Below are 26,221 nucleotides of genomic sequence, written 5' to 3' on the forward strand. Positions count from 1 at the left end.
TTACTCTTTAGTAAAATTGTTAGTGGTACCGCCTTGTTTTATAACAAAACCATTTTCTCTAAATGTAATTACAATACCCGCAGGGTCAAAATTAAACTCTGTATTGCTTAATGGGTTTAGTGGAAAAGCTCCCTGCCCTGTAGCCTGTGCCGTTAGTTGGCTACCATTGTATTGTATGGTAATTTTTAACGGAATGGTTGGCGATGCGTATGTGCCCTCGTAACTTTTAAGGATTTCAGGGTCAACTGTAGCTGTTTTTAAATTCGGGAAAGCATAGGGTATTTTGTAGTAAATACTTAAAATGCCAATTAAAATTTGGTTGGAGTCGTAATTCTCTCCATTAATAGTCATGGCAACACTAAGCTCATCTTTTGGATAGTATCCTAATGTTGACGAAAAACCTTCTATACCGCCCGTGTGCCCATAAAAACGACGCTCGCCAAACGGAAAGATGAAGATACCTTTACCATATCCAAAATCCATTTTTTTCATCTCCTCAAGCGAACTTTCTTTAATAATATCACCTTCAAATAGGGCACGTATAAATTGGGTTAAATCGTTAGGTGTACTTTGCAATGCCCCAGCCGCAAATGCAACCGATTCGTGCCACTCGCCGCGTTGCTCCCACGTATTACCATTAAAATCATACGAGTAAGCTTCGTTTTTATTTGGGTTTATCTTCCCGTAATAGTAGGTGTTTTTAAGTTTCAGCTTTTTAACAATACGTTGTGCCACAACATCTTTGTATGTTTTTTTAGTAACATCCTCTATAATATAGCCTAAAAGGATGTAGTTACTGTTACTGTAATCGGCTTTTTCGTTGGTAGTGAACGACGAACCAAAATCGGCAATACGTTTTGCCATTGCCTCACGTGTTTGTGCCGCCTCCATGTAGGCTAAAAACGATTCATCGTTAGTATAATTAAAGATACCACTAGTGTGGTTGAGTAGGTTTTTAATAGTAATGTTTTCGGCATTTTTTATATCTGGAAAAAACTCTGAAAGTTTTGTATCCATTTTCAGCTTTTTATCTTCAATTAACTGAAATATAATAGCAGAGGTAAACATTTTGGTAATAGACCCTATTTTATATTTGGTTTCGGTATCTGCTTTTGTATTTGTAGCAACATTGGCGTAACCATAAGCCCCATCAAAAACAACTTTATCTTTTACACGTATACTTACCGATCCCATAAATTTATCGTTGGCGGTAAGGTAGCTCAGCAAACTGTCAATTTTCTGGAATCGGGCTTCGCTTTGTGCGTAGGTGGCTACTGTAAAACTTAGTGTAAACAGAATAAAAATATATTTTCTCATAATGAAGGTGTTTTCTTATTAAGACTATTAACGGTTGTTTTTGTTACAATTAATGCGCTTCTAGCCAGTTGTTACCCGTACCCATATCTACATCCAACGGTACATCAAGCTTAAAGGCATTTTCCATTTCGTGTTTAATCATGGGTTTAATACGCTCCAGCTCGCTATTGTGTACATCAAAAACAAGTTCATCATGCACCTGTAACAGCATTTTACTTTTCCAGTTTTCGTTTACGAGTTTGTTGTGTATGTTAATCATGGCAATTTTAATAATGTCGGCAGCACTACCCTGTATAGGGGCGTTTACGGCGTTACGCTCGGCTGCACCACGTACTACGGCATTTTGCGAGTCAATATCTTTTAGGTAACGCCTTCTGCCCAATACCGTTTGCACATACCCTTGCTCACGCGCCATTTCTATTTGGTTTTGTATGTATTGCTTTAAGGTAGGGTAGGTTTTATAATAAGCATCAATAAGCTCTTTAGATTCCGAACGACTTAACGAGGTTTGATTGCTTAACCCAAATGCCGACACACCATACACAATACCAAAGTTTACCGTTTTGGCATGGCTACGTTGTTCGCGTGTTACATCTTTTAGTGGTACATTAAATACTTTTGCTGCTGTAGCGGCATGAATATCTTGCCCTTGCTGGAAAGCACTTACCATTTCGGGGTCGCCACTAAGGGCTGCAATGATACGAAGTTCTATTTGCGAGTAATCGGCAGAGAGTAGCGTGTAGTTTTCGTCGCGTGCTATAAAGGCAGCACGCACTTGCCTACCGCGCTCGGTACGTATGGGTATGTTTTGCAGGTTAGGGTTGTTGGAGCTTAACCTGCCTGTAGCGGCAACGGTTTGCATATAATCGGTATGTACTCTTTTAGTGGCTTTGTTAACTTGTTGGGGTAAGGCATCTACGTAGGTATTTTGCAGTTTTACCAACTGCCTCCAGTTGAGTATATTTTCTACTATTGGGTTATCTTTTGCGAGGTACGATAGTATTTCTTCGCCTGTAGCATACTGCCCCGTTTTGGTTTTTTTGGGCTTTGATCCGCCTATTTTTAGCTTATCAAACAGTATATCGCCCAATTGTTTTGGTGAGGCAAGGTTAAACGATTCGCCTGCGGTTTCGTATATCTCTTGCTCCAATCGTTTAATGTCACTACCCAGCACTCCCGATAATTCTTTCAGGTAATCGGTATCCAAATTAATTCCTTCGCGCTCCATAGCTGCAAGTACAGGTACTAACGGTATCTCTATATCATCAAACAGTTTTCGGGTAGCGGCTTCCTCTAGTTGTGGCTCAAAAATAGCTTTTAGCTGTAGTGTAATATCCGCATCTTCAGTAGCGTATTCCGTAACAAGGTCAACGGCTACATCGCGCATACTTTTTTGGTTTTTTCCTTTCTTACCAATAAGTTCTACTATAGGCATGGGCGAATATTGCAAATAGGTTTCGGCAAGGATGTCCATATTATGCCGCATATCGGGGTTAATAAGATAATGCGCAATCATGGTGTCAAAAAATTTACCTTTTACCGTAATGCCATAGTTAGCAAGTACTTTTAAATCGTACTTTAGGTTTTGCCCTACTTTTTCGATGGTTTCATCTTCAAAAAATGGTATAAACTTTTCCAGTAACGCTAATGCTTCCGTTCTACCTTCAGGAAACGGTATGTAAAAGCCTTTACCTGCTTCCCACGAAAATGAGATGCCTACCAACTCTGCCGTAAGGGCATCAATGCCTGTAGTTTCGGTATCAAAACATACGGTAGTTTGCTGCATTAAATCACGCAGAAGTAGCCTTATGCCTATATCGCCTTGTATGGCTTGGTACACGTGGTTGGTAGTGCTAAGTTTTTTGTAAAAATCGTTACCATCGGTTGCTGTGGCATCATCTGTTGTTTGAGGTGCACCAAATAGCGAAAATTGCTGATTATCATCATCTTGTTTAGTAACTTTTTTAGAGGGCGCTATGGGTTGTGGTGCTGCGCCATCTGCCTGATTTCTTTGTAAAAATAATCTGTGGAATTGCTCTGTCATTCTCCTAAATTCCAACTCTTGGAAAAGGGCTTCTACTTTTTCTGCATCAGGTTCAGAGAGTTCGTAATCGGTACCATCAAAAGTTACATCGCAATCGGTAATAATAGTAGCTAGTTTTTTCGACATAATTCCTTTCTCGGCATTCTCCTCTATCTTTTCCTTCATTTTCCCTTTTAGCTCGTGCGTGTTGGCTAAAAGGTTTTCTAACGAGCCGTATTGTTTCAGGAATTTTTTGGCTGTTTTATCGCCCACACCCGGTAAGCCTGGTATATTATCTACAGCATCGCCCATCATCCCCAAATAGTCAATTACCTGTTCAGGTTTTTCAATTTCAAAACGTTCCAACACTTCGGGTACGCCCCAAATCTCTATACCGTTACCCATACGGGCAGGGCGGTACATAAATATATTTTCGGATACTAGCTGTGCAAAATCTTTATCGGGGGTAACCATAAATACTTTATAGTTTTCCTTTTCGGCTTGTTTGGCTATAGTGCCAATAAGGTCATCGGCTTCAAAACCTGCCATCTCAATAATAGGGATGTGCATGGCCTTTAAAATGTCCTGTATGTAGGGTATGGCTATTTTTATTGCTTCGGGTGTTTCATCTCGGTTGGCTTTGTATTCTACAAACATTTCAGAGCGCATAACGCTTCCTCCTTTATCAAAAGCTACTGCAAGATGGTCGGGCTTTTCCCGCTTTATTACATCCAGTAACGAGTTCATAAAACCCATTATAGCGGATGTATCCATCCCTTTGGAATTGATGCGGGGATTTTTTATAAAAGCATAATAACCACGAAATATTAAAGCGTAAGCATCGAGTAGGAAAAGTCGTTTTTGGTCTGACATGAAAAATGTATTAGTCTGTAAAAATAAACAAACCGATGCAGAATATAAAGCACTACGCAGGGTATGCAATTTAATTTATTCACTACCATATATATTCTGTAACAATTACGCACATAATTCGTTACTTTGTATATTAAATTAGCTGTATAGATGATTCGTTGGATATTATTATTTGTGTTCGTAGCCGTAATAGAAATTTATGCTTTTCAGGCGGTACGTACACTTACCAAAGTGCGTTGGGTGTTGTGGGCGTACCAAGCCATTTCCTTTTTAATTATAGCCTACATTGCATACTCGTTTACGCAGTTTGATAGGAGTGTAGGGCAAAACAAACAGACCTTATTTACCATGGGGCTGTTGCTTATTACATTTATACCCAAAATGGTACTGGGTGTTATTATGTTTGGCGAAGATATACTTAGGGTAATATCAGGAATTATTAGAGAGTTTTTAGGGAACAATAACGAATCGTTTTTAAATGAGCGCCGAAAGTTTGTAAGCCAAATTGCATTAGGTGCAGCCGCAATACCTTTTTTATCGTTATTGTATGGTGTAACCAAAGGGAAATACAATTTTAGGGTTAAAAAGAAAACCATTTATTACCCTGACTTACCTGAAAATTTTGACGGACTTACCATTACCCAAATATCCGATATACACAGCGGTAGTTTTGATGATGCCGATGAGATAAACCATGCGATAGACCTGATTAATGAGCAGGAGTCGGACATATTGCTTTTTACAGGTGATATTGTAAATACGCATGCTACCGAAATGCACCCTTGGATTGATACGTTTAAACGCATTAAAACCCCTGAGTTGGGTAAATATTCAGTATTAGGAAATCATGATTATGGCGAATATATTGCTTGGGATACGAAGAAAGAAAAAGAAGATAATTTTGAGGCGATAAAAGATTTACACCGACAAATTGATTTTAAGCTGTTGCTGAATGAGAATGTGAAAATTAAAAAAGGCAACCAAGAAATTGCTTTAGTAGGGGTAGAGAATTGGGGACACAATTTTAAAAAAGCAGGCGACTTGCCCAAAGCATCGGAAGGCTTAACGCCAGAAGATTTTAAAATATTAATGAGCCATGACCCATCGCACTGGGAATATGAGGTTAAAAACGACAGGAACAATTACCACCTTACCCTTAGCGGGCACACACATGGTTTGCAGTTTGGTATTGAAATTCCTGGTTTTATTAAGTGGAGCCCCGTACAATACGTGTACAAGCAATGGGCAGGGTTGTACGAAAAAGCAGGACGTTATATTTATGTAAACAGAGGTTTTGGTTTCCACGCCTACCCAGGTAGGGTAGGAATATGGCCAGAAATTACGGTTTTGGAACTAAAAAGAGGCGAAAAAATAGCATAGGTTAGTAAAATTGTTATATTTGTCTAAATTTTAGCGGGATAAAAAAGCTTTTAGGTCGGTTTAAATTTTAATTTATGTCAAAATTCGGAGAACTTATTAACTCCCAAGTACCAGTACTGATTGATTTTTATACGGAATGGAACGAACCATCGGTAGCTATGCACCCTGTTATGCGTGACGTTGCTGCTGCACTTGGTGATAAGGCCAAAGTGATAAAAATTGATGTGGATAAAAATCAGGAGCTTGCGGATGCCCTTAGAATAAAAGGGTTGCCTACACTTATGATTTACAAAGACGGGCAAATGGTATGGAGACAATCTGGCGAGTTAGATGCCAACACTATAATCTCTTTAGTGCAAGAGCAGGCTTAAGCCATCGTATCAAACGTAAATCCTCTTTCTTTTAAATTGGCGATAGCCAGTGGTAATGCATATTGCATATTTTTAGCTGCTTTTACACTATCGTGAAAAATAATAATACTGCCTTCGATTGTATTGTCTATAACATTTTTCAAGCATCTTTCGGGGCTTATAGTTGTATCAAAATCAGCACTAAGCACATCCCACATAATTATTTTATATCCTTTATTACGTACGTGTTTTGCCTGTAATGGTGTCATTTTACCATATGGTGGGCGGAATAATTTTGCCTGTTTAAATTTAGGGTTTTGCTCTAAAATTACTTTTTCGGCGGCAGCCACATTTTCAAGATAGATTTTATTGTTGGTACTCCAACCGTTGTAGTGGTTAAAGGTATGGTTGCCTATGGCATGCCCTTCGGCTATAATTCTTTTAAAAATGTCGGGATGCTGCACTATATTATTCCCGATACAAAAGAAGGTAGCTTTTATATTGTGTTGCTGTAAAATATCCAGTACCCATTCGGTAATTTTGGGTGTAGGTCCGTCGTCAAATGTAAAGTACACTGTTTTTTGGTTGTTGGGCATATCCCATACATAGCCCGAAAACAGCTTTTTAATAAACCATCCCGTTTTTACCCAATACATTTTCATATCCAACCCATTATAATAACAGAAGCAGTATTGTAATAATACTGCTTCTCAAAGTTATGAATATATATTAAACTCTATTGATATGCCATTTGGTTTTTGGTCTTTCTTGAAATACACCTTTTACCATGTTTATTTTACCATCTCTTCCATCTCTTAATACTTGCCTGAAGTTGTAACCAGGCTTAGGACCAACTTTATTATCCAAGATTTTTCTTTCTGCAAGTAAGTCTGCACATTGGTCTGCACTTAGCTTTTCAACATTATTTTTTATCATGTAATCTTGTAGAAATTTAGAAATCTGCTCAACTAAATTATTATTGTATGCACTTTCCTTCATAATTTATATGTCAGTTACTCTTCGTTATCTCTTTGGTAGCGTTTAAACATTTGGTTAAATCGGTTAAAAGCGGGCTTCTCTTTCTCGTACAGTTCCGTATCGCCTTCTTCTTTCATTATTAACAGTAGGCTTCTGTAACGCTCTATATCTGTAATAATATCTACATGATGAATGTCTTGCTGACTTATTTTAAGCCCCTTATAAAAAGTTAAGTTTTCCTGATATTTCTGGATGAGGTCGGTAAGTAATTTTCTTGCCTGCTCTTTGCTTCCCGTTTTGTAATATCCTGTGGCAAACGGTTCTAAAAGCGTGTAATAACCGTAGTATTCCAAGGGCATTTTTTCCATTGCCAAATCAATTACTTTTTTGGCTTTATCTTCTTTACCTTCCATAATTAACTTTTCCATTAATCGTGCTAGGTTGGTACGGAAGGTAATACTATTTTTGCGTGTTTCGGGGTCGTGGTATATGTCTGGGCTTTCGCTATTACCCCAATCCCAACGCATTACAATGTCGTACATCTTTTCCGAGTCAATGTATCCCATATCCAGCGGGCTGCCATCTTCGGGTATTGGTGTTTGGAATGGTACTAGCTTAAATACCATACCGTCAAGCTGCAAGTAATCTTTCATCCAAAGGTAATCATCATCGCCAAAGCTACCGCCTGTAAAGTATATCGGGCGTTCCCAGTTGTTATTGGCTAGTATATCTAGCATTAGCAGCCTGTTTTTGTACAGTGCGTCGCCTTTAATGTCAATATCAATATACGGTACTATAGAGTCGTACTGTGCTGGGCTTACTGCCTTGTTTCTAATAATAGCCTCTCGGTCTATAGGCAATCGTATTTTGTTGGTACGATAGTAGTTTACCATGTGCCCGTTGTTGAGCTCTTTTTTGGTGCGCGGGTCTTCTGAGGTTACAAATTTCAGGAATTGTTTTATATTCCAACGTTCATTTGTTTCAGGAATGTGTAGCATGTAATCGCGTGTACCTTGTACGTACTTATCGTGCGTAAGGCTTATTGGCATTGGCTCGCTTTCGTACGCTTTTCGCTTCATTTGATCAATATACCAATCCGTCATAAACAAGCTTGTATTTACAATCCGCACATCGGTACGATAGCCCTCTACTTCTTGTGCATACCATAACGGGAAAGTATCGTTATCGCCAATGGTATATAATATTGCATTGGGTTCGCACGACGATAGGTAGGCTTTTGCCATTGCTAGTGCCGTGTAACGCCCTGCACGGTTGTGGTCGTCCCAGTTTTGCGAGCCCATTAGTACAGGCGCAGCGAGTAATGTTACCGCTATAACCAATGGTGCAGCTAATTTGGGTTTTATGTAGCTCCTAACCGTTTCGTATATGGCATATACACCAAGACCTATCCATATAGCGAATACAAAGAAAGAACCTACTAGGGCATAATCTCTTTCGCGTGGCTCAAACGGACGTTCGTTAAGGTATACTTTTAGTGCAAGCCCTGTAAAGAGGAATAATACCAACAGTACATAAAAACTTTTTAAATCTCTAAAGGCATGATACACTACACCGATAAGCCCTAAAAATAGTGGAATCATGTAGTATTTGTTACGTCCTTTATTATTTTTTTGGTCGGACGGTAAATTATCTTGTGGTCCTAGTCTAGTTTCATCCAACGGTGTAATACCACTTATCCAGTTACCGTTTAGGTTATCGCCGCGCCCTTGTATGTCGTTTTGGCGTCCCGCAAAATTCCACATAAAATACCTCCCGTACATATAACTAAACTGGTAATTGAACATGTAGTCCATGTTATCCCAGAAGGATGGTTTTTCGATTACCAAGTATTGTCCGTACGAACTCAAGAAGTTGTCGTAATCTTCCAAATCCAATTCACCCGATCGGTATGCTGCCTTAAACTGCCCTACGGTATTTTGTAGCTCTCCTCGTATTTGGTTTACATAGTCGGCATAGTCCTCCTCTGTCATTTGCTCGGGGTCTACACCATATTGGCGCAATTCACGCTCGTAGTCTATAGCAGGGTCTAGTTTAAAATCCAATGGTTTGGTGTAACGCATGTAATTTACAGCGTGCTCGGTACTCCACATTCGGGGCATAAAGCCTTTGTGGTTATCGTCGGTATTTTGCTTTGCGTTTTTATAATTGTTTACAATTACGTATTTGCCCGTTTTGTAATCCCTTTGGTAATTGGGTTTTTCATCTTCGTACGGATTATTTTTATCCAAGCCTGCATAAACATCCGAGAACATAGGACCGTAAAATAACTTTTGCTCTCCGTACTGTTCCCTGTTGTAATAAGCTAGTACTTCGGCAGCATCCGAAGGCTTATTTTCGTTAATAACCACATTGGCGTTGGCACGAATAGGAAGCATCATCCATGTACAGAAACCTATTAATATAAATAGTGTAGATAATAGTATAGTGTTGTATAATGGCAACCCTTTTTTATGAGTATAGTTAAGCCCAAAGTAAAAGAATGCTATAATTACCAACGCCATAAATATAGTACCCGAGTTAAATGGTAAGCCTAAGCTGTTTACCATAAATATTTCGGTTTTCCCGAAGAGTGCCATGGTGTACGGTAATAACAATTTAAAGATGAAAAGTAGTATGGCTACAATAATTACATTGGCTATAATAAAGTTTTTTACCGTTACTTTTTCGTAATTTTTAAAAAAGTAAATAAAACCAATAGCAGGTATAGCAAGCAGTGCCATAAAGTGTACCCCAAACGATAACCCTACAACTAACGATATAATGAGTAACCACTTATTGCCACGTGGCGTATGCATATCTTGCTCCCAACGTAGCCCCAGCCAAAGTAGCAAAGCTATAAATAACGATGCCATAGCATATACCTCTGCCTCGGTTGCGTTAAACCAAAAACTATCTGAAAATGTAAAGGCTAATGCACCCACAAATGCACTACCTAATACGGCTATTGCATTGGAATTGTTAAACTCTGAAAGGCGGGAAACTATGGTTTTTAAAATGATGGTAACCGACCAAAATAAAAATAATATTGTAAAGGCACTTGATACTACAGATACCATATTTACCATGAGTGCCACCTTATCGGGACCTGTTGCAAACATAGCAAAAAAGGCTCCCATCATTTGGTAGAGTGGTGCACCAGGTGGGTGCCCTACTTCGAGTTTGGCAGCAGTAGCTATGTATTCGCCACAATCCCAAAAGCTAAGTGTGCGCTCAACCGTCATCGAATAGACAATCATTGCTATGGCAAAAACAACCCAGCCAAGCAGGGTATTCCACTTCTTAAAATTTAATGTTATCATGTAGTATTACGTTGTCCAAATTATTAGTTATTGCAAAGAAACTATTTTTTTATTTAAGGTTATTATATCGTAACTTTTTTTTGCATTAACCAATTAAAAAAGCAACGGCAATGTTATATAAACATTACCGCATTTAAAATGCTTTACACTATTCGTTTTCTCTACCAAAGCGGGCAAACATAGCATTGTAACGATTAAAGTCTTTTTTATACTGCTCGTAAAATACCATGTCATCATTTTCCTTCATTACAAGTAGTAAGCCACGGTAGCTTTCTATATCCCTGACTATAGGGAGGTAAATGCTGTTTTGTACTGAGGGAGTTAATGAGCTATAATAAATAAGATTTTCTTTGTATTTAGTGGCGATGTACGATAATAATTTTCGTGCCTTTTCTTTTTTACCAATACGATAGTATCCATCAGCAAAAGGCTCATCTAAAAAATAATTCTTGTAATAATCTACAGGCATTTTCTCAAGAGCCAAGTCAATTATATTCGCAGCTTTTTCAATTTTACCTTCTTTAATTAGCGTATCCGAAAGTCGGGCTAAGTTTTGTTTAAAATGAATACTCGTTCGTAAAGTTTGCGGGTCGTGGTAAATGTGCGGGCTGTTGCTGTTACCCCAATCCCATTTCATTACCGTATCGTACATGCGTTGGCTATCAACACGACCAACATCTATAGGGTTTTCCTCTGTTTGTGGTGTTTTTATGGGCACAAATCGGTAGGTCATGCCCTCTATTTGTAAATAATCTTTTAACCATGCGTAATCCTCGTCATCAGGGCTTCCGCCAGAAAAATAAATGGGGCGTTCCCAGTTGGTGTTGCTAATTATGTCTAGCATTATTAAATTGTGTTTGTACAACACATCGGGCAAATCAATATCAATGTAAGGTACAATAGCATCGTAAAACTCGGGCGCTACTACGTTGTTTTTTATTACTTGCTCCTTATCTACAGGAATTCTGATTTTATTGGTAGGGTAGTAGCTTACTCGTTGTCCGTTATTCAATTCAACTTTCGCTCGTTCGTCATCAAGTGATAGGAATGCAATAAAATCCTTTATATCCATTCGTTTTTCTGTTTTAGGATTAAACAGCATATAGTCGCGCGTTCCGTCACGATACTGTTCTCGCGTAAACGAGATGGGTAAAGGTGTCGAGTCGTAGGCTTGTCGTTTCATTTGGTCAATATACCAATCGGTAGGTAAGTAAGTACTGCATGCAATCCGAACATCGGTACGGTAGCCCTCTATTTCTTGCGCATACCATAGCGGAAAAGTATCGTTATCGCCTATGGTAAATAATATTGCATTAGGCTCGCAAGAACTCAGGTAGGCCTTTGCCATGGCTAGTGCAGTATAACGACCAGACCTGTCGTGATCGTCCCAGTTTTCAGTAGCCATTAAAACAGGGGCTGTTAATAACGTTATAGTAAGTACGGCTGGAGCTATTATTTTGGACGGAATATATTTGTGGATGATGCTGTATAAAGCATATACGCCAAAACCAATCCAGATGGCAAATACATAAAATGAACCCACTAGTACATAATCGCGTTCGCGCACCTCAAAAGGGCTTTCGTTTAAAAATATTTTTATAGCAAAACTGGTAAATAAAAATAATGTTAGTAGTATGTAAAAACTTTTTGCGTCTTTTTTAGCGTGGTATATTAGCCCCAGTATGCCTAGCAATAGTGGTATAAAATAGTAGGTGTTGCGCCCTTTATTACCCAACATATCGCTTGTAAGATGTTCTTGCGCTCCTAGCCGTACTTCATCCACCGCTTTTATACCGCTAATCCAGTTGCCATTTAAAACAGTATCTTTTCCTTGTACATCGTTTTGGCGTCCAGCAAAATTCCACATAAAGTAGCGCCAGTACATGTACCCAAACTGGTAGTTTAGCATAAAGCTTAGGTTTTGTGCTAGGCTCGGTTTTTCTATAATAAGGTATTGTTTATAGCTTTTTAAAAAAGCATCGTAACTCTCGTTATCCAGTTCGCCGTTTCGGTATGCCGATTTAAACTCAGCAATTACATTAATTAGCTGGTCTTTCAATTGTAATGCAGCTTGTGCTGTATCTTCCTCACTAAGTTGCGAGGTATCTACACCAAAATAAGCCAAATCCTTTTCAAAATTATAATTAGGGTCTATCCTAAACTTTGGGGGTTCGGTATACGCCATATAATTAGCAGCTTTTTCGCTATTGCCCATTCGGGGCAGGAACCCGCTCTGATTCTTATCAAAATTTTGCAATGCGTTTTTGTAATTGTTTACAATTACGTACTTGCCAGTAGTATAGTTGCGCTCGTAATTGGGCTTGGCATCTTTGTATGGTGTATCAGGGTCTAACCCTGCATACATTTCGGTATACATAGCGCCATAAAATAACTTTTGCTCACCGTATTGTTCTCTGTTGTAATAGGCAAGTAGTTTGTTGGTGTCTGTAGGTGCGTTTTCGTTAATTACTACATTGGCGTTTGCTCGGATAGGGAGTAACATCCAACTTGAAAAACCTGTAAACATAAACATTAAACATAGCAATGCTGTATTGTACAATGGTAGTTGCTTTTTACGGGTGTATTGCAACCCAAAATAAAACAATGCACCGATTAGCAAAAACATAAGTATTGTACCAGAGTTAAAGGGCAGCCCAAAAGTATTAACCATTGTAATTTCTGTTTTGGAAAATAGGGCTAACGTATACGGCATTAAAAACATAAAAATAAAAAGTAATATGCCTACAATAACAATATTTGCTATAATAAAGTTTTTTATAGTTGTGGTTTTGTAGTTTTTAAAGTAGTAAATAAGCCCTATGGATGGAATGGTTAATAGTGCTAAAAAATGTACCCCAAACGATAACCCAACTAGTAACGATACAAGTAGTAACCAACGGTTGCCGTTAGGTTGGTGCATGGCTTCGCCCCACCGTAATCCTGCCCAAAGCAATAATGCAATAAATAACGATGCCATAGCATACACTTCGGTTTCGGTTGCATTAAACCAAAAACTATCCGAAAAGGTAAAAGCAAGGCTGCCAACAAAAGCACTACCTAAAACCATAATGGCTTTTTGCTTGGTAAGAGTACCAAGACCGATCACCATATTTTTTAGTAGTATAGTAGTTGCCCAAAACATAAATAGTATAGTAAATGCGCTAGAAACAGCCGAAACCATATTTACCATAAAGGCAACATTGGTTTTACTGGTAGCAAACATGGCAAAGAAAGCTCCTACAATTTGAAATAGTGGTGCTCCTGGCGGATGCGCTACCTGTAACTTTGCCGAGGTAGCTATATATTCCCCGCTATCCCAAAAACTAACAGTAGGTGCTACTGTTATAGTATAAACAACAAGGGCAATAAAAAATAATGTCCATCCAACAATTAAATTCCACTTTTTAAAGTTAAAATACTCCATAGGCTGATTTATAGTTACTTGTAATTTTCCTCAATAATTATGCGTGTAAACTACACAACGCAAAAACCAAATATTTAATATTTTTTTTATCAAAAATTTGCAATAAAAAAATTATGTGCTACATTTGCACCCGCAATGAAGAAGATTGGCCTATGGTGTAATCGGTAACACAGCTGATTTTGGTTCAGTCGTTCTAGGTTCGAGTCCTAGTAGGCCAACAAAAAACCTCTCAATTTTGAGAGGTTTTTTTGCTTTATAACGGGTTGTAGATTATATTTTAAACGTTACCACAGGACGCATAGAGTGGTTAACAAGATCCTCGCTTATACTGCCATTAAAGAAGTGTGCAAGACCTTGTCTGCCATGCGTACACATACCAATAATATCGGCATTTATACTGTTCGCAAAATGTAGTATTCCTTTCTCTACATTCACATCATTGTAAATGTGTGTTTTAAGATTATCGATATTAAAACCTGCAGTAAATTCCTGCATTAGTTTCTCTGCAGATTGTGTAGAACGGAAATGATTTGGTGTGTTAATATACACTAGGTCTAGTTCCATCCCAAAAGTATTGGCAAACTTTACCACCTTCTCAAAAGGTGCTTTTATTTCTTTAGAAAAATCAGAAGCAAAAACAAATTTTTGCGGATTAAAGTCGCCTTGCTCTTGCTTGATAACCAAAACAGGAACGTTTGATGTTCGTACCACTTTCTCGGTGTTGGAGCCAATAAACATTTCTTTAAAGCCACTAGCACCATGAGAACCCATTATAACCATATCTATGTTATGCTTCTCCGTGTGCTTCATAATACCATCAAAAGCTTTCCCAAACTGTATTGCTTCAACAACAGTTATACCCTCAAGAAACGATGCGTCTCTAACATCGGCAAAACGCTCGCGTACCTTGTTCATAAAGAACATTACCTCAGGGATTTCTGAATTAAGACCCACTGCATTACTCTCTCCAATACCATCGTTGGCTATTTGGTTGGGTAACTCAAGCAAGTGTAATAAGTAAATTTCGCTGTTGTTTTTACGAGCAATTTGTGCTGCTACTTTAAGTGCATATTCTGCATGTTCTGAAAAGTCTGTAGGGACTAGGATTTTTTTCATAAGTTAGGTATAGATGTTACGTTAACAAAAATTTATGTGTTGTTTTAATAATATAAAAGTAGCAATTAATTTTACACTATCCAATGATTTTCAATATATAAAAATAATTTAGTATATTTGCGCCGTTATTTACTGGAAAATTAAATAATGAGGGGACCGTAGTCCCCTCTTTTTATAGAAAATATGACATTTAAAGAGAAAGTGAGCAATTTGCTTGAAGCTGCCCTAGGGGAGCGCCCTTCACTCTTTCTTATTGACCTAGAGATTACAGATGCCAATAAAATCATGGTAACACTTGATGGTGATAATGGAGTGAACCTGCAGGATTGTATTGATGTAAGCCGTGCCATAGAGCATAATTTGGATAGAGAAGAAATTGATTTTTCTTTGGAGGTTACTTCTGCTGGCGCAACAACCCCTTTAACCAATAAAAGGCAGTACCCTAAAAACCTTGGCAGAACGCTAAAGGTGGTAACCCAAACAGAGGAGGTTGAGGCAACGCTTACAGAAGCAAATGACGAGCATATTGTTTTGGAATGGAAAGCACGCCAGCCCAAAAAAATAGGAAAAGGTAAAGAAACAGTACAAAAAAAGGCTGAAATACCTTATGGAGAAATAAAAGAAGCAGTTGTTGTAATAAAATTTTAAAAAATAGATAATTGGTATGGAGAATATCGCATTAATTGAATCGTTTTCGGAGTTTAAGGATGATAAGCTGATAGATCGTGTTACCCTAATGGCGATACTAGAGGATGTTTTTAGAAATGCCTTAAAGAAGAAATATGGTTCTGACGATAATTTTGATATAATTATCAACCCTGATAAGGGTGATATGGAGATATGGAGAAATAGGATAGTAGTTGCCGATGGTGAAGTTGAAGATCCTAACCAAGAAATATCGCTTAGCGAAGCTACACAGATAGAACCTGATTTTGAGGTTGGAGAAGAAGTTTCGGAAGAAGTAAAATTAATACAGTTAGGACGAAGAGCAATATTAGCATTACGTCAAAACTTAATATCTAAAATACACGAACACGATAATACAAACCTATACAAACAGTTTAAAGATATTATTGGTGATATTTATACGGCTGAAGTGCACCATGTTCGACCAAAAGCTGTAATTTTGGTCGATGATGAAGGTAATGAAATTGTGTTGCCAAAAGAAAAACAAATTCCATCTGATTTTTTCAGAAAAGGAGACAACGTTCGCGGTATTATAGAAAATGTGGAGCTTAAAGGAAACAAGCCACAAATTATAATGTCTAGAACATCGGAGAAATTCCTCGAAAAATTATTTGAGCAGGAAATTCCAGAAGTGTTTGACGGACTTATTACGGTTAAAAAAGTAGTAAGAATACCGGGTGAAAAGGCAAAAGTAGCAGTAGATTCGTACGATGATAGGATAGACCCTGTAGGGGCATGTGTAGGTATGAAAGGATCGCGTATACATGGTATAGTACGTGAGTTAGGTAACGAGAATATAGATGTTATTAACTACACTGCCAATACGCAGCTTTACATAACCAGAGCATTAAGCCCTGCAAAAATATCATCTATAAAAATAGATGAAGAAAATAAAAGAGCCGACGTATTCCTTAAGTTAGACGAAGTATCTAAAGCGATAGGTAGAGGCGGACACAACATAAAATTAGCTGGTTTTTTAACAGGTTATGAGCTTGATGTAATACGCGAAGGAACGGCTGCAGAAGATGAAGATGTTGAATTAACGGAGTTCTCTGACGAAATTGATGGCTGGATTATCGATGAGTTCTCTAAAATAGGATTGGATACGGCTAAAAGCGTATTAAACCAAGAAGTTGCAGATCTTGTACGAAGAACAGATCTTGAAGAAGAAACTGTCCTTGAAGTAGTAAGAATACTTAGAGAAGAATTTGAAGAGTAGTTTACTGTATAAACATCGCAACAAAGAAGATAATATTAAAAAGATTATATGTCTGAAGAAAGAGCAATAAGAATAAACAAAGTATTAAGGGAATTAAATATTTCGCTAGATCGTGCTGTGGAGTATCTTAAAGATAAGGGTTACGCCATAGAGGCAAGCCCGAATGCTAAGATATCTGGTGAAGAACGCAATGCCCTATACAATCAATTTTCTGCTGATAAAGGCAAGAAAGAGGCTTCCCTTGAAGTAAGCGAGGAAAAAAGAAAGGAGAAGGAAGCATTGCGTATAGAGCGAGAGCGCGAAATAGAAGAAAAGAAAAAGCAGGAGGAGGAAAGACAAAAACAAGAGGTTATAAAAGCCAAAGCCTCATTGTCGGGTCCAGTTGCAGTTGGTAAAATAGACCTTAATGCGAAACAAACTCAGGAAGAAACATCTTCAGACGCTCCTGAGCCTAAAAAAGCACCAAAGGCAGAAGCACCAGTTGCTAAAGAGCCCAAAACTGAACAGCCAAAAGAAGCTGAATCAAAAACTGAAGTGCCAGCGGCAGAAACTCCTAAAAAAGAGGTTAAAGCCGAAACAGCTAAGCCTGCCGCAAAACAAGCAGAGCAAAAGCCAAAGCAACCTAAAATTGTAAGGGCATCCGCTCCTGAGGAACCAAAGCCAGAAGCAAAACAAACGGAAGAAAAGCCAGAACAACCTCAAGAAGACGAAAAAATAGAAACACAGTACCAAAAACTTTCAGGTACTAAGTTTACAGGGAAAACAATAGATCTTTCTCAGTTTAATAAACCGAAAAAGAAAAAAGAAGAACCTAAAGGTAACGCTGGCAAACCTAACCAAGGTGGAGCAGCAAATAAAAACAAGAGAAAAAGAATTACACCTAAACCTCAAGGGCAAGGAGCTAACAGGCAAGGTGGTAATAACCGACCTGGAGGTGGTGGTAGAGGCAGAACAACTCCTGGTAAGCGCCCAGCTATTGTAGCTAAGGTAGAGCCTACCGAAGAAGAAGTTAAAAACCAGATTAGAGAAACGCTCGAAAAACTTCAGGGTAAAGGAAGCAAATCTAAAGCTGCAAAATACAGACGTGATAAGCGTGATAGTCACCGCCAGAAATCGGACGACGAACAACGCGAACTTACAGAAGGAAGCAAGACTATTAAAGTAACAGAGTTTGTTACTGTAGGAGAAATTGCTACCATGATGGATGTGCCAATTACCAAAGTAATATCAGTATGTATGTCGCTTGGTATTATGGTAACCATGAACCAAAGACTAGATGCGGAAACGCTTACTATTGTTGCCGATGAGTTTGGTTACGAAGTAGAATTTATAACAACAGACATTGAGGAATCGATGGAAGTTGTAGAAGATAAAGAAGAAGATTTAGAGCCAAGAGCACCTATTGTTACCGTAATGGGACACGTAGATCATGGTAAAACATCGTTACTGGATTACGTTCGTAAAGAAAACGTAATTGCAGGAGAATCTGGAGGTATAACACAGCACATTGGTGCCTACGGTGTACAATTGGACAACGGACAAAAAATTGCATTTTTAGATACACCAGGTCACGAGGCCTTTACCGCAATGCGTGCACGTGGTGCTCAGGTAACCGATATAGCGATTATTGTAATTGCTGCGGACGACGATATAATGCCACAAACCAAAGAGGCAATAAACCACGCACAAGCTGCAGGTGTACCTATTATATTTGCTATAAATAAAGTGGATAAGCCCACGGCAAATCCAGATAAGATAAAAGAGAAACTAGCTGCCATGAACCTGCTAGTAGAAGATTGGGGCGGTAAAATACAATCGCACGATATTTCTGCAAAAACAGGTTTGGGTGTAAAAGAACTTTTAGAGAAAGTATTGCTTGAAGCAGAAATACTGGATCTTAAAGCCAACCCAAATAAAGCTGCTGTAGGTACTACCGTAGAGGCATTTCTGGATAAAGGGCGTGGTTACGTAGCTACTGTACTAGTACAAGGCGGTACATTACGCCTTGGCGATTATGTACTGGCAGGTAAACACCACGGTAAAGTAAAAGCCATGCACGATGAGCGTGGTAAAAACATTAAAACCGCAGGACCATCTACACCAATATCTATATTAGGGCTTGATGGAGCACCAACCGCAGGGGATAAGTTTACCGTGTTTGAAGACGAGAAAGAAGCAAAACAAATTGCTGCAAAACGTACACAGTTAATACGTGAACAATCGGTAAGAACACAACGCCATATAACACTTGATGAGATAGGAAGACGAATTGCATTAGGGCAGTTTAAAGAACTTAACATTATCCTTAAAGGTGATGTGGATGGTTCGGTTGAAGCACTATCAGATTCGTTCTCAAAACTATCTACCGAAGAAATTCAAATCAACATTATACACAAAGCAGTAGGTGCAATTACCGAATCTGATGTACTACTAGCTTCAGCGTCCGATGCCATTATTATTGGGTTTAACGTTCGTCCGTCCGTATCGGCAAGACAGTTGGCAGACAAGGAAGAAATCGATATCAGAAACTACTCTATCATTTACGATGCTATTGATGATCTTAAAGATGCAATGGAAGGTATGTTATCTCCAGAGCTTAAAGAAGAGATTACAGGTACAGCTGAGGTTAGAGAATTGTTCAAAATATCTAAAGTGGGTACTATTGCAGGATGTATGGTTACCGATGGTAAGATATACAGAAGCTCTAAAATCAGACTTATCCGTGAAGGTGTAGTAATTTATACAGGCGAACTGGCTGCACTTAAACGATTTAAAGATGACGTTAAAGAAGTAGCTAAAGGGTACGATTGTGGTATGCAAATTAAAAACTATAACGACTTACAACAATTAGATGTTATTGAAGCCTACCAAGAGGTAGAAGTAAAAAAGAAGCTTAAATAATAAATAAGATTACATAATAAAAAAGCCTCATTGTAAAACAATGAGGCTTTTTTGGATACTAATGTTTTTGCTAATCGTTAACATAAAAAAAGCATCATTTTTTAAGAGTGCTTTAACAGTTGTTGCTGTGCTTATTTTGATTAAAGCCTACTTATTTGGCTTTATAAGTAAAGCGTAAGGATACTTCTGTTTAATAGCTTCTAGCATTCTTTCGGCAGCAATACGGTTATCATAACTGCCCGCCCAAACCTTGTAAGTAGGGCTTTCAAATACTATAGTAGTGTCCATATCAGGAAACTCTCTTTTAAATATTGCTAACGTTTTTCGGGCTTCCTTATTATCGCCGTAAAACACTTGTATCTTATAGTGGTCGTTAACGGTTATGGATGAGTTTATTCTGCGCTTTTCATTCAAAAGCTGCATAAATTTCTCATCCTGTTCAATAGTTACTGTTGCGTTTTGTGCAAATGATTTTCCCGAAAATAGCGTAACGAAAAATAGTATAAATAAAGCCTGTCTTGTTTTTAAAATTCTCATTATGAACATTGTTTACCGCAAAAATACGATATATTATTTTACACTTACCTTTCGAATTTATTTAGAATTGTTATAAATTGTACGTTAGGATTTATTTAAGGTTTGAGAATAATACATAAGTCGTATTTTTGTGGGAGTTTTTTAAGAAAATTACAACCTTTTGTTAGTGATACTTTAAAAACTGTACCAAAACTAGTCGATAATCATTTTTAATATGAAAAAAGTGGGTAACCATACTTCGTTTTCAAGAATTTTATTGTTCTGCCTAGCGTTCTCGCTGTCTTTTTCCTTAACGTCATTTGCGCAGGAAACTGCTGATGCTGCTGCCGAAGCTCCCGCTGAGGAAGCGGCTGCTCCAGATGCCTCAGCTGGCGATCCGGTAAAAGGTAAAGAACTTTTTAACTCATTATGTGCTGCTTGTCACAAGTTAGATGCTAAAGCAACCGGTCCCGCGCTACGTAATGTAGCTGATAAGTACGATCGTGATTGGCTTCATAGATGGGTTAAAAACAGTAGTGATCTTATAAAATCGGGCGATGCTCTTGCTGTAAAAGTATTTGAGGAAAACAACAAGTCTGTAATGACGGCATTCCCGCAATTATCTAATAAGGATATAGATGATATTCTTGCTTATACTTCGGCACCAAAGCCAGTTATAACTACTACTCCTGCTACAGTTGGAGGAGGTTCGGGCGGTTCTGATAATGGTGTAAATAGTACATTGCTGTTGGGTGCGCTTGTTTTAGTGTTGCTAGTGCTTATAGTAATGTTAGTGCTTGTAAATAAAACATTGCGTAAAGTTGCAGAGGCAAACGGTGTTGTTGTTGAGAGCCAAGAAAAATCAGTTTCAGTTTGGAAAGCATACGCTCAAAACCAATTCTTAGTTTTGGTGACAGCAATATTACTATTGCTATCAGCGTCGTACTTCATGTATGGCTACTTAATGCAAATAGGTGTCGATCAGGGTTACGAGCCAATACAGCCAATACACTTCTCTCATAAAATACATGCTGGCGAAAATGGTGTAGATTGTAAATACTGCCACTCTTCTGCAAGAGTAAGTAAGCACTCAGGTATACCATCGCTTAATGTATGTATGAACTGTCATAAAAATATTTCAGAATTCGAAGGAGCTAAAGACTCTGTTTATGTTGATTACTCTAAAGAATTCTATACTGCCGAGATACAAAAACTATACGATGCTGTAGGTTGGGATAAATCGGCACAAGCTTATACAGGTAAGCAAAAACCAGTAAAGTGGGTACGAATCCATAACCTTCCCGATTTTGTTTACTTTAACCACTCACAGCACGTTTCGGTTGCAGGAATTGAGTGTCAGAAATGTCACGGTCCTGTAGAAACGTACGAAGTAATGAAGCAGTTCTCTCCTTTAACCATGGGATGGTGTATTAACTGTCACCGCGAAACCAACGTTAAGGTTGAAGGTAATGAGTACTACGAAAAAATCCACGATGAGCTTGCCAAGAAATATGGTGTAGCTAAGCTTACAGCTGCCAATATGGGTGGTACAGAGTGTGGTAAATGTCACTATTAATAAATTTTCTTAAAGAAGCTAATATCTATATATAACATGGCATCAAACAAAAAATACTGGCAAAGTGTTGAGGAGCTGAAAGAAGACAGCTCTATTGTTGAGACGCTAAGAAACAATGAGTTTGTTGAAGAAATTCCGACTGATGAATTTCTTGGTGATAAAGAGGCTTTATCGTCTTCATCAACAAGCCGTCGTGACTTTTTGAAATATGTTGGATTCAGTACTGCTGCTGCATCACTTGCAGCTTGTGAGGGTCCAGTTATTAAGTCTATTCCTTATGTAGTTCAACCAGAAGAAATCATTCCAGGTGTTGCAGATTACTACGCAACAACTATTGCAGATGGTTTCGACTTTGCAAATATATTGGTTAAAACCCGTGAGGGACGACCTATTAAAGTAGAGAATAACAATCTACCAGGTTCTAAAATTAAAGCCAATGCAAGAGTGTATGCTTCTGTACTTTCGTTGTACGATAGTATGCGCTTAAAAGAACCAATGGTGTCAGGTAAGCCTGCATCTTGGGAAGAGGTTGATGCTAAAGTAAAAGCAGGTTTAGCTAAAGCATCATCATCAGGAGGTCAAGTAGTATTGTTAACCAATACTATGGCAAGCCCTTCTACAGATAAAATGATAGCTGAGTTTGGTGCACGTTACAGCAACTTTAAACATGTTGTATACGATGCTGTATCGCAATCGGAAGCATTGGATGCTTTTGAAGCTGTATACGGTGAGCGTGCCTTAGCAGATTACGATTTTTCTAAAGCAGACGTTATTGTTTCTGTTGGTGCCGATTTCTTGGGCGACTGGCAAGGTGGCGGATGCGATACAGGATATGCAAAAGGACGTATACCTAAAAATGGTAAAATGTCTAGGCATGTACAGATAGAAGCTAATATGTCGTTATCGGGCTCTAACGCTGATAAGCGTATCCCAATGACGGTTACAGAACAAAAATATGCACTTGTAGCATTGTATAATGAGGTTACAGGAGCTTCGGCAAGTGTACCTTCGTTTGCTGGTAAAGCAACTATTGCTAAAGTTGCAAAAGAGTTAAGGGCTGCAGGTTCCAAAGGTGTTTTAGTTTCTGGTATCGACGATGTAAATGCGCAAATGTTAGTGTTAGCTATTAATAACACATTACAGTCTGAAGCATTTAATCCTAACGGAGCACGTTTAATACGCCAAGGTAATGCAAAAGCAGTAGCGCAATTGGTGCGCGATATGAAAGCAGGCTCGGTTGATACACTTATTATGAGTGGTGTTAACCCAGTATATACATTGCCTAATAGTAACGACTTTATTGATGGGCTTAAGAAAGTGAAATTGTCGGTTGCCTTTTCTATGAAAGAGGACGAAACGGCATCTTTAACTACCATAGCAGCTGCTGCACCACACTACTTAGAGTCGTGGGGCGATGTAAGTATTACAAAAGGTACGTACAGTATAACACAGCCTACTATACGCCCGTTATTTAAAACAAGACAATTACAAGATTCATTATTAAAATGGTCGGGTAGTTCAGATACATATTACGATTACCTAAAATCATCTTTTGATGTTGTAGGTATGGGTAAATCATGGAATCAGTTAGTACACGATGGTGTACATGCTTCCGAAGTAATGCCGTTAACGGCTGACGGTACTGGTTTTGGTAATGCAGCTTCTAAATTAGCTAAAGCAAAAGCAATTGCAGGTTTAGAGTTAGTGCTTTACACCAAAACAGGTATGGGAGACGGTCAGCAAGCCAATAACCCATGGTTACAAGAATTCCCAGACCCTATTACAAGAGTTTCTTGGGATAACTACGTAACGGTTTCTAAAGCAGATGCTGAAAGGCTAGAACTTGAAAATTATAACGTTGCCAACGGTGGTTTAAACGGTAGTACTGTTACACTAGAGGTAAGTGGTAAAAAAATAGAAAATGTTCCTGTTATTATCCAGCCAGGGCAAGCAAAAGGTACTGTAGGTCTATCATTAGGTTACGGTCGTAAAGCTGCCATGAAAAAGGATATGATGACGGGTGTAAACGCTTATACGGTTTACAACAACTTCAATGCATTACAACCTGTAAAACTTACTAAAGCAGCAGGCGACCATGAGTTTGCTTGTGTACAGTTACAGAAAACCTTAATGGGTCGTGGTGATATTATTAAAGAAACCACACTTAAGGAGTTTAACCAAAAAGATGCTTCAGAGTGGAATATAATTCCAGTTGTGTCATTAGACCATAAAGAAGTTCCTGCTAGCTCAGTAGATTTATGGGAATCTTTCGACAGAACAACAGGGCATCATTTTAACCTTTCTATCGACCTTAATGCTTGTACAGGTTGTGGGGCATGTGTAATAGCATGTCATGCAGAAAACAACGTACCAGTAGTTGGTAAATCGGAAATTAGACGAAGCCGCGATATGCACTGGTTGCGTATTGACAGATATTACTCATCTGAAGATACGTTTGCAGGCGATGTAGAAACAAAAGCAGGAATATCAGGCTTAATGGATTCTATTGAAACATTTGGCGAAATGGAAGATCCTGCAGATAACCCGCAAGTAGCATTCCAACCTGTATTTTGCCAGCACTGTAATCACGCACCATGTGAAACTGTTTGTCCAGTTGCTGCAACATCGCACAGCCGCCAAGGACAAAACCATATGGCGTATAACCGTTGTGTAGGTACACGTTACTGTGCTAACAACTGCCCATACAAAGTACGTCGATTCAACTGGTTCCTGTACAACAAAAACGATGAATTTGATTATCATATGAATGATGATCTTGGACGTATGGTACTTAACCCTGATGTTAATGTACGTTCGAGAGGTGTTATGGAGAAATGTTCACTATGTATCCAAATGACACAAGCTACAATACTTAAAGCAAAACGTGAAGGACGTCCGGTTAATAAGGATGAATTCTACACCGCTTGTACTGAGGCATGTGGATCTGGGGCTATGGTATTCGGAGATATTAACAATGAAGAAGATACAATTGTTGAACTTAAAGAGGATGACAGAATGTATCACCTATTAGAGCATGTGGGTACTAAGCCTAACGTATTCTATCAGGTAAAAGTAAGGAATACCTAAAAATTAATATTAATTAAGAAACAAGATAAAGGATATGTCGTCTCATTACGAAGCACCCATTAGAAAACCTTTAATTATAGGTGACAAAAATTATCATGATGTAACAGTTGATGTTGCACGTCCTGTGGAAGGCAGAGCCAACAAGCAATGGTGGATAGCATTCTCTATTGCACTTGCTGCTTTTCTTTGGGGTATTGGTTGTGTTGCTTATACAGTAGGTACAGGTATCGGAACTTGGGGATCAAACAAAACTATAGGCTGGGCTTGGGATATTACCAACTTCGTTTGGTGGGTAGGTATCGGTCACGCCGGAACCCTAATTTCGGCAGTACTATTATTATTCCGCCAAAAATGGAGAATGGCAATTAACCGTTCTGCAGAGGCAATGACAATTTTCTCGGTAATACAGGCAGCAATGTTCCCAGTATTCCACATGGGGCGTCCGTGGTTAGCCTACTGGGTTATGCCAATCCCCAACCAATTTGGGTCGTTATGGGTTAACTTTAACTCACCACTACTTTGGGACGTATTTGCAATTTCTACTTACCTATCAGTATCGTTAGTATTCTGGTGGACAGGTTTACTTCCTGACTTTGCAATGTTACGTGATAGAGCCATAACACCTTTTACAAAAAGAGTTTATTCTACACTAAGTTTCGGTTGGAGTGGTAGAGCAAAAGACTGGCAACGTTTTGAAGAGGTTTCTCTTGTACTTGCCGGACTTGCAACACCGCTTGTACTTTCGGTACACACCATTGTATCGTTTGACTTTGCTACATCGGTAATACCAGGATGGCACACCACTATACTTCCGCCATACTTTGTTGCAGGAGCTATATTCTCAGGATTTGCAATGGTAAACACCCTGCTTATCATCATGAGAAAAGTATCTAACCTAGAGGCATACATTACAATACAACATATCGAGTTAATGAATATCGTAATCATGATTACGGGTTCCATAGTAGGTATTGCTTATATTACAGAGTTATTTATTGCATGGTATTCGGGCGTAGAGTATGAGCAGTATGCTTTCCTTAACAGAGCAACAGGACCTTACTGGTGGTCGTACCTACTAATGATGACGTGTAACGTGGTTTCTCCACAGGTAATGTGGTTCAAAAAAATTAGAACAAGTATTATAGCTTCATTTATAATATCACTTGTTGTAAACATCGGAATGTGGTTTGAGCGTTTTGTAATTATTGTTACATCGCTACACAGAGATTACCTTCCATCATCATGGACAATGTTCCAGCCTACGTTTATAGATGCAGGATTCTTTATAGGTACTATTGGTTTCTTCTTTGTACTATTCCTATTATACTCAAGAAGTTTCCCAGTAATAGCACAAGCAGAAGTTAAATCGATAATGAAATCATCTAGCGAAACGCACAAACGAATCAGAGACGGAATCGCACACGATACTCATTCACACCCAGAAAATCATTAAG

At 38.5% G+C, this 26,221-nt stretch carries 16 protein-coding genes and 1 tRNA gene; 9 read left to right on the forward strand and 8 right to left on the reverse strand.

The window, feature by feature from the left end; all coding sequences use genetic code 11:
- A complete protein-coding gene (locus K1I41_RS05575) occupies positions 1 to 1,317 on the reverse strand; it encodes a serine hydrolase domain-containing protein (RefSeq protein ID WP_220641693.1) in 1,317 nt (438 codons plus the stop codon).
- Between the two features lie 49 nt (positions 1,318 to 1,366).
- Positions 1,367 to 4,213 carry a DNA polymerase I gene (gene polA / locus K1I41_RS05580; protein WP_220641694.1) on the reverse strand — a complete coding sequence of 949 codons (2,847 nt, stop codon included), beginning with the start codon at positions 4,211 to 4,213 and terminating at the stop codon, positions 1,367 to 1,369.
- Positions 4,214 to 4,363: 150 nt separating this feature from the next.
- Here polA and K1I41_RS05585 point away from each other — a divergent pair, with 150 nt between their 5' ends.
- On the forward strand, positions 4,364 to 5,593 hold the full coding sequence (locus tag K1I41_RS05585; RefSeq protein WP_220641695.1) for a metallophosphoesterase: 1,230 nt from the start codon (positions 4,364 to 4,366) through the stop codon (positions 5,591 to 5,593).
- 74 nt (positions 5,594 to 5,667) lie between these two features.
- Positions 5,668 to 5,964 (forward strand): thioredoxin family protein, encoded by a 297-nt coding sequence (locus K1I41_RS05590; protein WP_220641696.1) that lies wholly within the window; start codon positions 5,668 to 5,670, stop codon positions 5,962 to 5,964.
- Here the strand turns inward: K1I41_RS05590 and K1I41_RS05595 are convergent.
- From K1I41_RS05595 to K1I41_RS05610, 4 genes are all read right to left on the reverse strand, one after another.
- A complete protein-coding gene (locus tag K1I41_RS05595) occupies positions 5,961 to 6,605 on the reverse strand; it encodes a polysaccharide deacetylase family protein (RefSeq protein WP_220641697.1) in 645 nt (214 codons plus the stop codon). The two genes, K1I41_RS05590 and K1I41_RS05595, sit on opposite strands and share 4 nt — an antisense overlap.
- 67 nt (positions 6,606 to 6,672) lie before the next feature.
- Positions 6,673 to 6,942 carry a hypothetical protein gene (locus tag K1I41_RS05600; protein WP_220641698.1) on the reverse strand — a complete coding sequence of 90 codons (270 nt, stop codon included), beginning with the start codon at positions 6,940 to 6,942 and terminating at the stop codon, positions 6,673 to 6,675.
- 14 nt (positions 6,943 to 6,956) lie between these two features.
- Positions 6,957 to 10,241 carry a glycosyltransferase family 117 protein gene (locus tag K1I41_RS05605; RefSeq protein WP_220641699.1) on the reverse strand — a complete coding sequence of 1,095 codons (3,285 nt, stop codon included), beginning with the start codon at positions 10,239 to 10,241 and terminating at the stop codon, positions 6,957 to 6,959.
- A 148-nt stretch (positions 10,242 to 10,389) separates the two neighbouring features.
- A complete protein-coding gene (locus K1I41_RS05610) occupies positions 10,390 to 13,665 on the reverse strand; it encodes a glycosyltransferase family 117 protein (protein ID WP_220641700.1) in 3,276 nt (1,091 codons plus the stop codon).
- Positions 13,666 to 13,811: 146 nt separating this feature from the next.
- On the opposite strand from K1I41_RS05610, the gene K1I41_RS05615 reads away from it, so the two are divergent.
- Positions 13,812 to 13,883: transfer RNA gene (locus K1I41_RS05615), tRNA-Gln, on the forward strand.
- 52 nt (positions 13,884 to 13,935) lie between these two features.
- Here the strand turns inward: K1I41_RS05615 and K1I41_RS05620 are convergent.
- Positions 13,936 to 14,781, reverse strand: coding sequence for a universal stress protein (locus K1I41_RS05620; RefSeq protein ID WP_220641701.1), 846 nt, complete (start codon positions 14,779 to 14,781; stop codon positions 13,936 to 13,938).
- Between the two features lie 183 nt (positions 14,782 to 14,964).
- Here K1I41_RS05620 and rimP point away from each other — a divergent pair, with 183 nt between their 5' ends.
- From rimP to infB, 3 genes are read left to right on the forward strand one after another with little or no spacing between them, the layout of a single operon-like run.
- Positions 14,965 to 15,429 carry a ribosome assembly cofactor RimP gene (gene rimP, locus K1I41_RS05625; protein ID WP_220641702.1) on the forward strand — a complete coding sequence of 155 codons (465 nt, stop codon included), beginning with the start codon at positions 14,965 to 14,967 and terminating at the stop codon, positions 15,427 to 15,429.
- 16 nt (positions 15,430 to 15,445) lie between these two features.
- The gene (gene nusA / locus K1I41_RS05630; protein ID WP_220641703.1) at positions 15,446 to 16,687 is read left to right on the forward strand and encodes a transcription termination factor NusA; all 1,242 of its coding nucleotides are present in this window, start codon (positions 15,446 to 15,448) and stop codon (positions 16,685 to 16,687) included.
- Positions 16,688 to 16,735: 48 nt separating this feature from the next.
- Entirely contained in the window at positions 16,736 to 19,588 is a 2,853-nt protein-coding gene (gene infB / locus K1I41_RS05635) for a translation initiation factor IF-2 (RefSeq protein WP_220641704.1), read from the forward strand.
- Positions 19,589 to 19,735: 147 nt separating this feature from the next.
- Here infB and K1I41_RS05640 read toward each other — a convergent pair whose 3' ends face one another.
- Entirely contained in the window at positions 19,736 to 20,125 is a 390-nt protein-coding gene (locus tag K1I41_RS05640; RefSeq protein WP_220641705.1) for an SPOR domain-containing protein, read from the reverse strand.
- 214 nt (positions 20,126 to 20,339) lie between these two features.
- On the opposite strand from K1I41_RS05640, the gene K1I41_RS05645 reads away from it, so the two are divergent.
- Genes K1I41_RS05645 through nrfD form a run of 3 tightly spaced genes read left to right on the forward strand, consistent with a single transcriptional unit; the run spans position 20,340 to position 26,220 of the window.
- Positions 20,340 to 21,680: a c-type cytochrome gene (locus K1I41_RS05645; RefSeq protein WP_220641706.1), complete on the forward strand. Its 1,341-nt coding sequence runs from the start codon at positions 20,340 to 20,342 to the stop codon at positions 21,678 to 21,680.
- Between the two features lie 36 nt (positions 21,681 to 21,716).
- A complete protein-coding gene (locus K1I41_RS05650) occupies positions 21,717 to 24,767 on the forward strand; it encodes a TAT-variant-translocated molybdopterin oxidoreductase (RefSeq protein WP_220641707.1) in 3,051 nt (1,016 codons plus the stop codon).
- 34 nt (positions 24,768 to 24,801) lie between these two features.
- Positions 24,802 to 26,220 (forward strand): NrfD/PsrC family molybdoenzyme membrane anchor subunit, encoded by a 1,419-nt coding sequence (nrfD, locus tag K1I41_RS05655; RefSeq protein WP_220641708.1) that lies wholly within the window; start codon positions 24,802 to 24,804, stop codon positions 26,218 to 26,220.
- Position 26,221: the final 1 nt, after the last annotated feature.

This window comes from Flavobacterium litorale, from assembly GCF_019613795.1.
Classification (GTDB): Bacteria; Bacteroidota; Bacteroidia; order Flavobacteriales; family Flavobacteriaceae; genus Flavobacterium; species Flavobacterium litorale.

Excerpts from the sequence above, each read along its gene's own strand:
- K1I41_RS05640 (WP_220641705.1), bottom strand. The coding sequence starts at position 20,125 with ATGAGAATTTTAAAAACAAGACAGGCTTTATTTATACTATTTTTCGTT.
- infB (WP_220641704.1), top strand. The coding sequence starts at position 16,736 with ATGTCTGAAGAAAGAGCAATAAGAATAAACAAAGTATTAAGGGAATTA.
- K1I41_RS05610 (WP_220641700.1), bottom strand. The coding sequence starts at position 13,665 with ATGGAGTATTTTAACTTTAAAAAGTGGAATTTAATTGTTGGATGGACA.
- K1I41_RS05595 (WP_220641697.1), bottom strand. The coding sequence starts at position 6,605 with ATGAAAATGTATTGGGTAAAAACGGGATGGTTTATTAAAAAGCTGTTT.
- nrfD (WP_220641708.1), top strand. The coding sequence starts at position 24,802 with ATGTCGTCTCATTACGAAGCACCCATTAGAAAACCTTTAATTATAGGT.
- K1I41_RS05585 (WP_220641695.1), top strand. The coding sequence starts at position 4,364 with ATGATTCGTTGGATATTATTATTTGTGTTCGTAGCCGTAATAGAAATT.
- K1I41_RS05620 (WP_220641701.1), bottom strand. The coding sequence starts at position 14,781 with ATGAAAAAAATCCTAGTCCCTACAGACTTTTCAGAACATGCAGAATAT.
- rimP (WP_220641702.1), top strand. The coding sequence starts at position 14,965 with ATGACATTTAAAGAGAAAGTGAGCAATTTGCTTGAAGCTGCCCTAGGG.
- K1I41_RS05590 (WP_220641696.1), top strand. The coding sequence starts at position 5,668 with ATGTCAAAATTCGGAGAACTTATTAACTCCCAAGTACCAGTACTGATT.
- polA (WP_220641694.1), bottom strand. The coding sequence starts at position 4,213 with ATGTCAGACCAAAAACGACTTTTCCTACTCGATGCTTACGCTTTAATA.
- K1I41_RS05645 (WP_220641706.1), top strand. The coding sequence starts at position 20,340 with ATGAAAAAAGTGGGTAACCATACTTCGTTTTCAAGAATTTTATTGTTC.
- nusA (WP_220641703.1), top strand. The coding sequence starts at position 15,446 with ATGGAGAATATCGCATTAATTGAATCGTTTTCGGAGTTTAAGGATGAT.
- K1I41_RS05575 (WP_220641693.1), bottom strand. The coding sequence starts at position 1,317 with ATGAGAAAATATATTTTTATTCTGTTTACACTAAGTTTTACAGTAGCC.
- K1I41_RS05650 (WP_220641707.1), top strand. The coding sequence starts at position 21,717 with ATGGCATCAAACAAAAAATACTGGCAAAGTGTTGAGGAGCTGAAAGAA.
- K1I41_RS05605 (WP_220641699.1), bottom strand. The coding sequence starts at position 10,241 with ATGATAACATTAAATTTTAAGAAGTGGAATACCCTGCTTGGCTGGGTT.
- K1I41_RS05600 (WP_220641698.1), bottom strand. The coding sequence starts at position 6,942 with ATGAAGGAAAGTGCATACAATAATAATTTAGTTGAGCAGATTTCTAAA.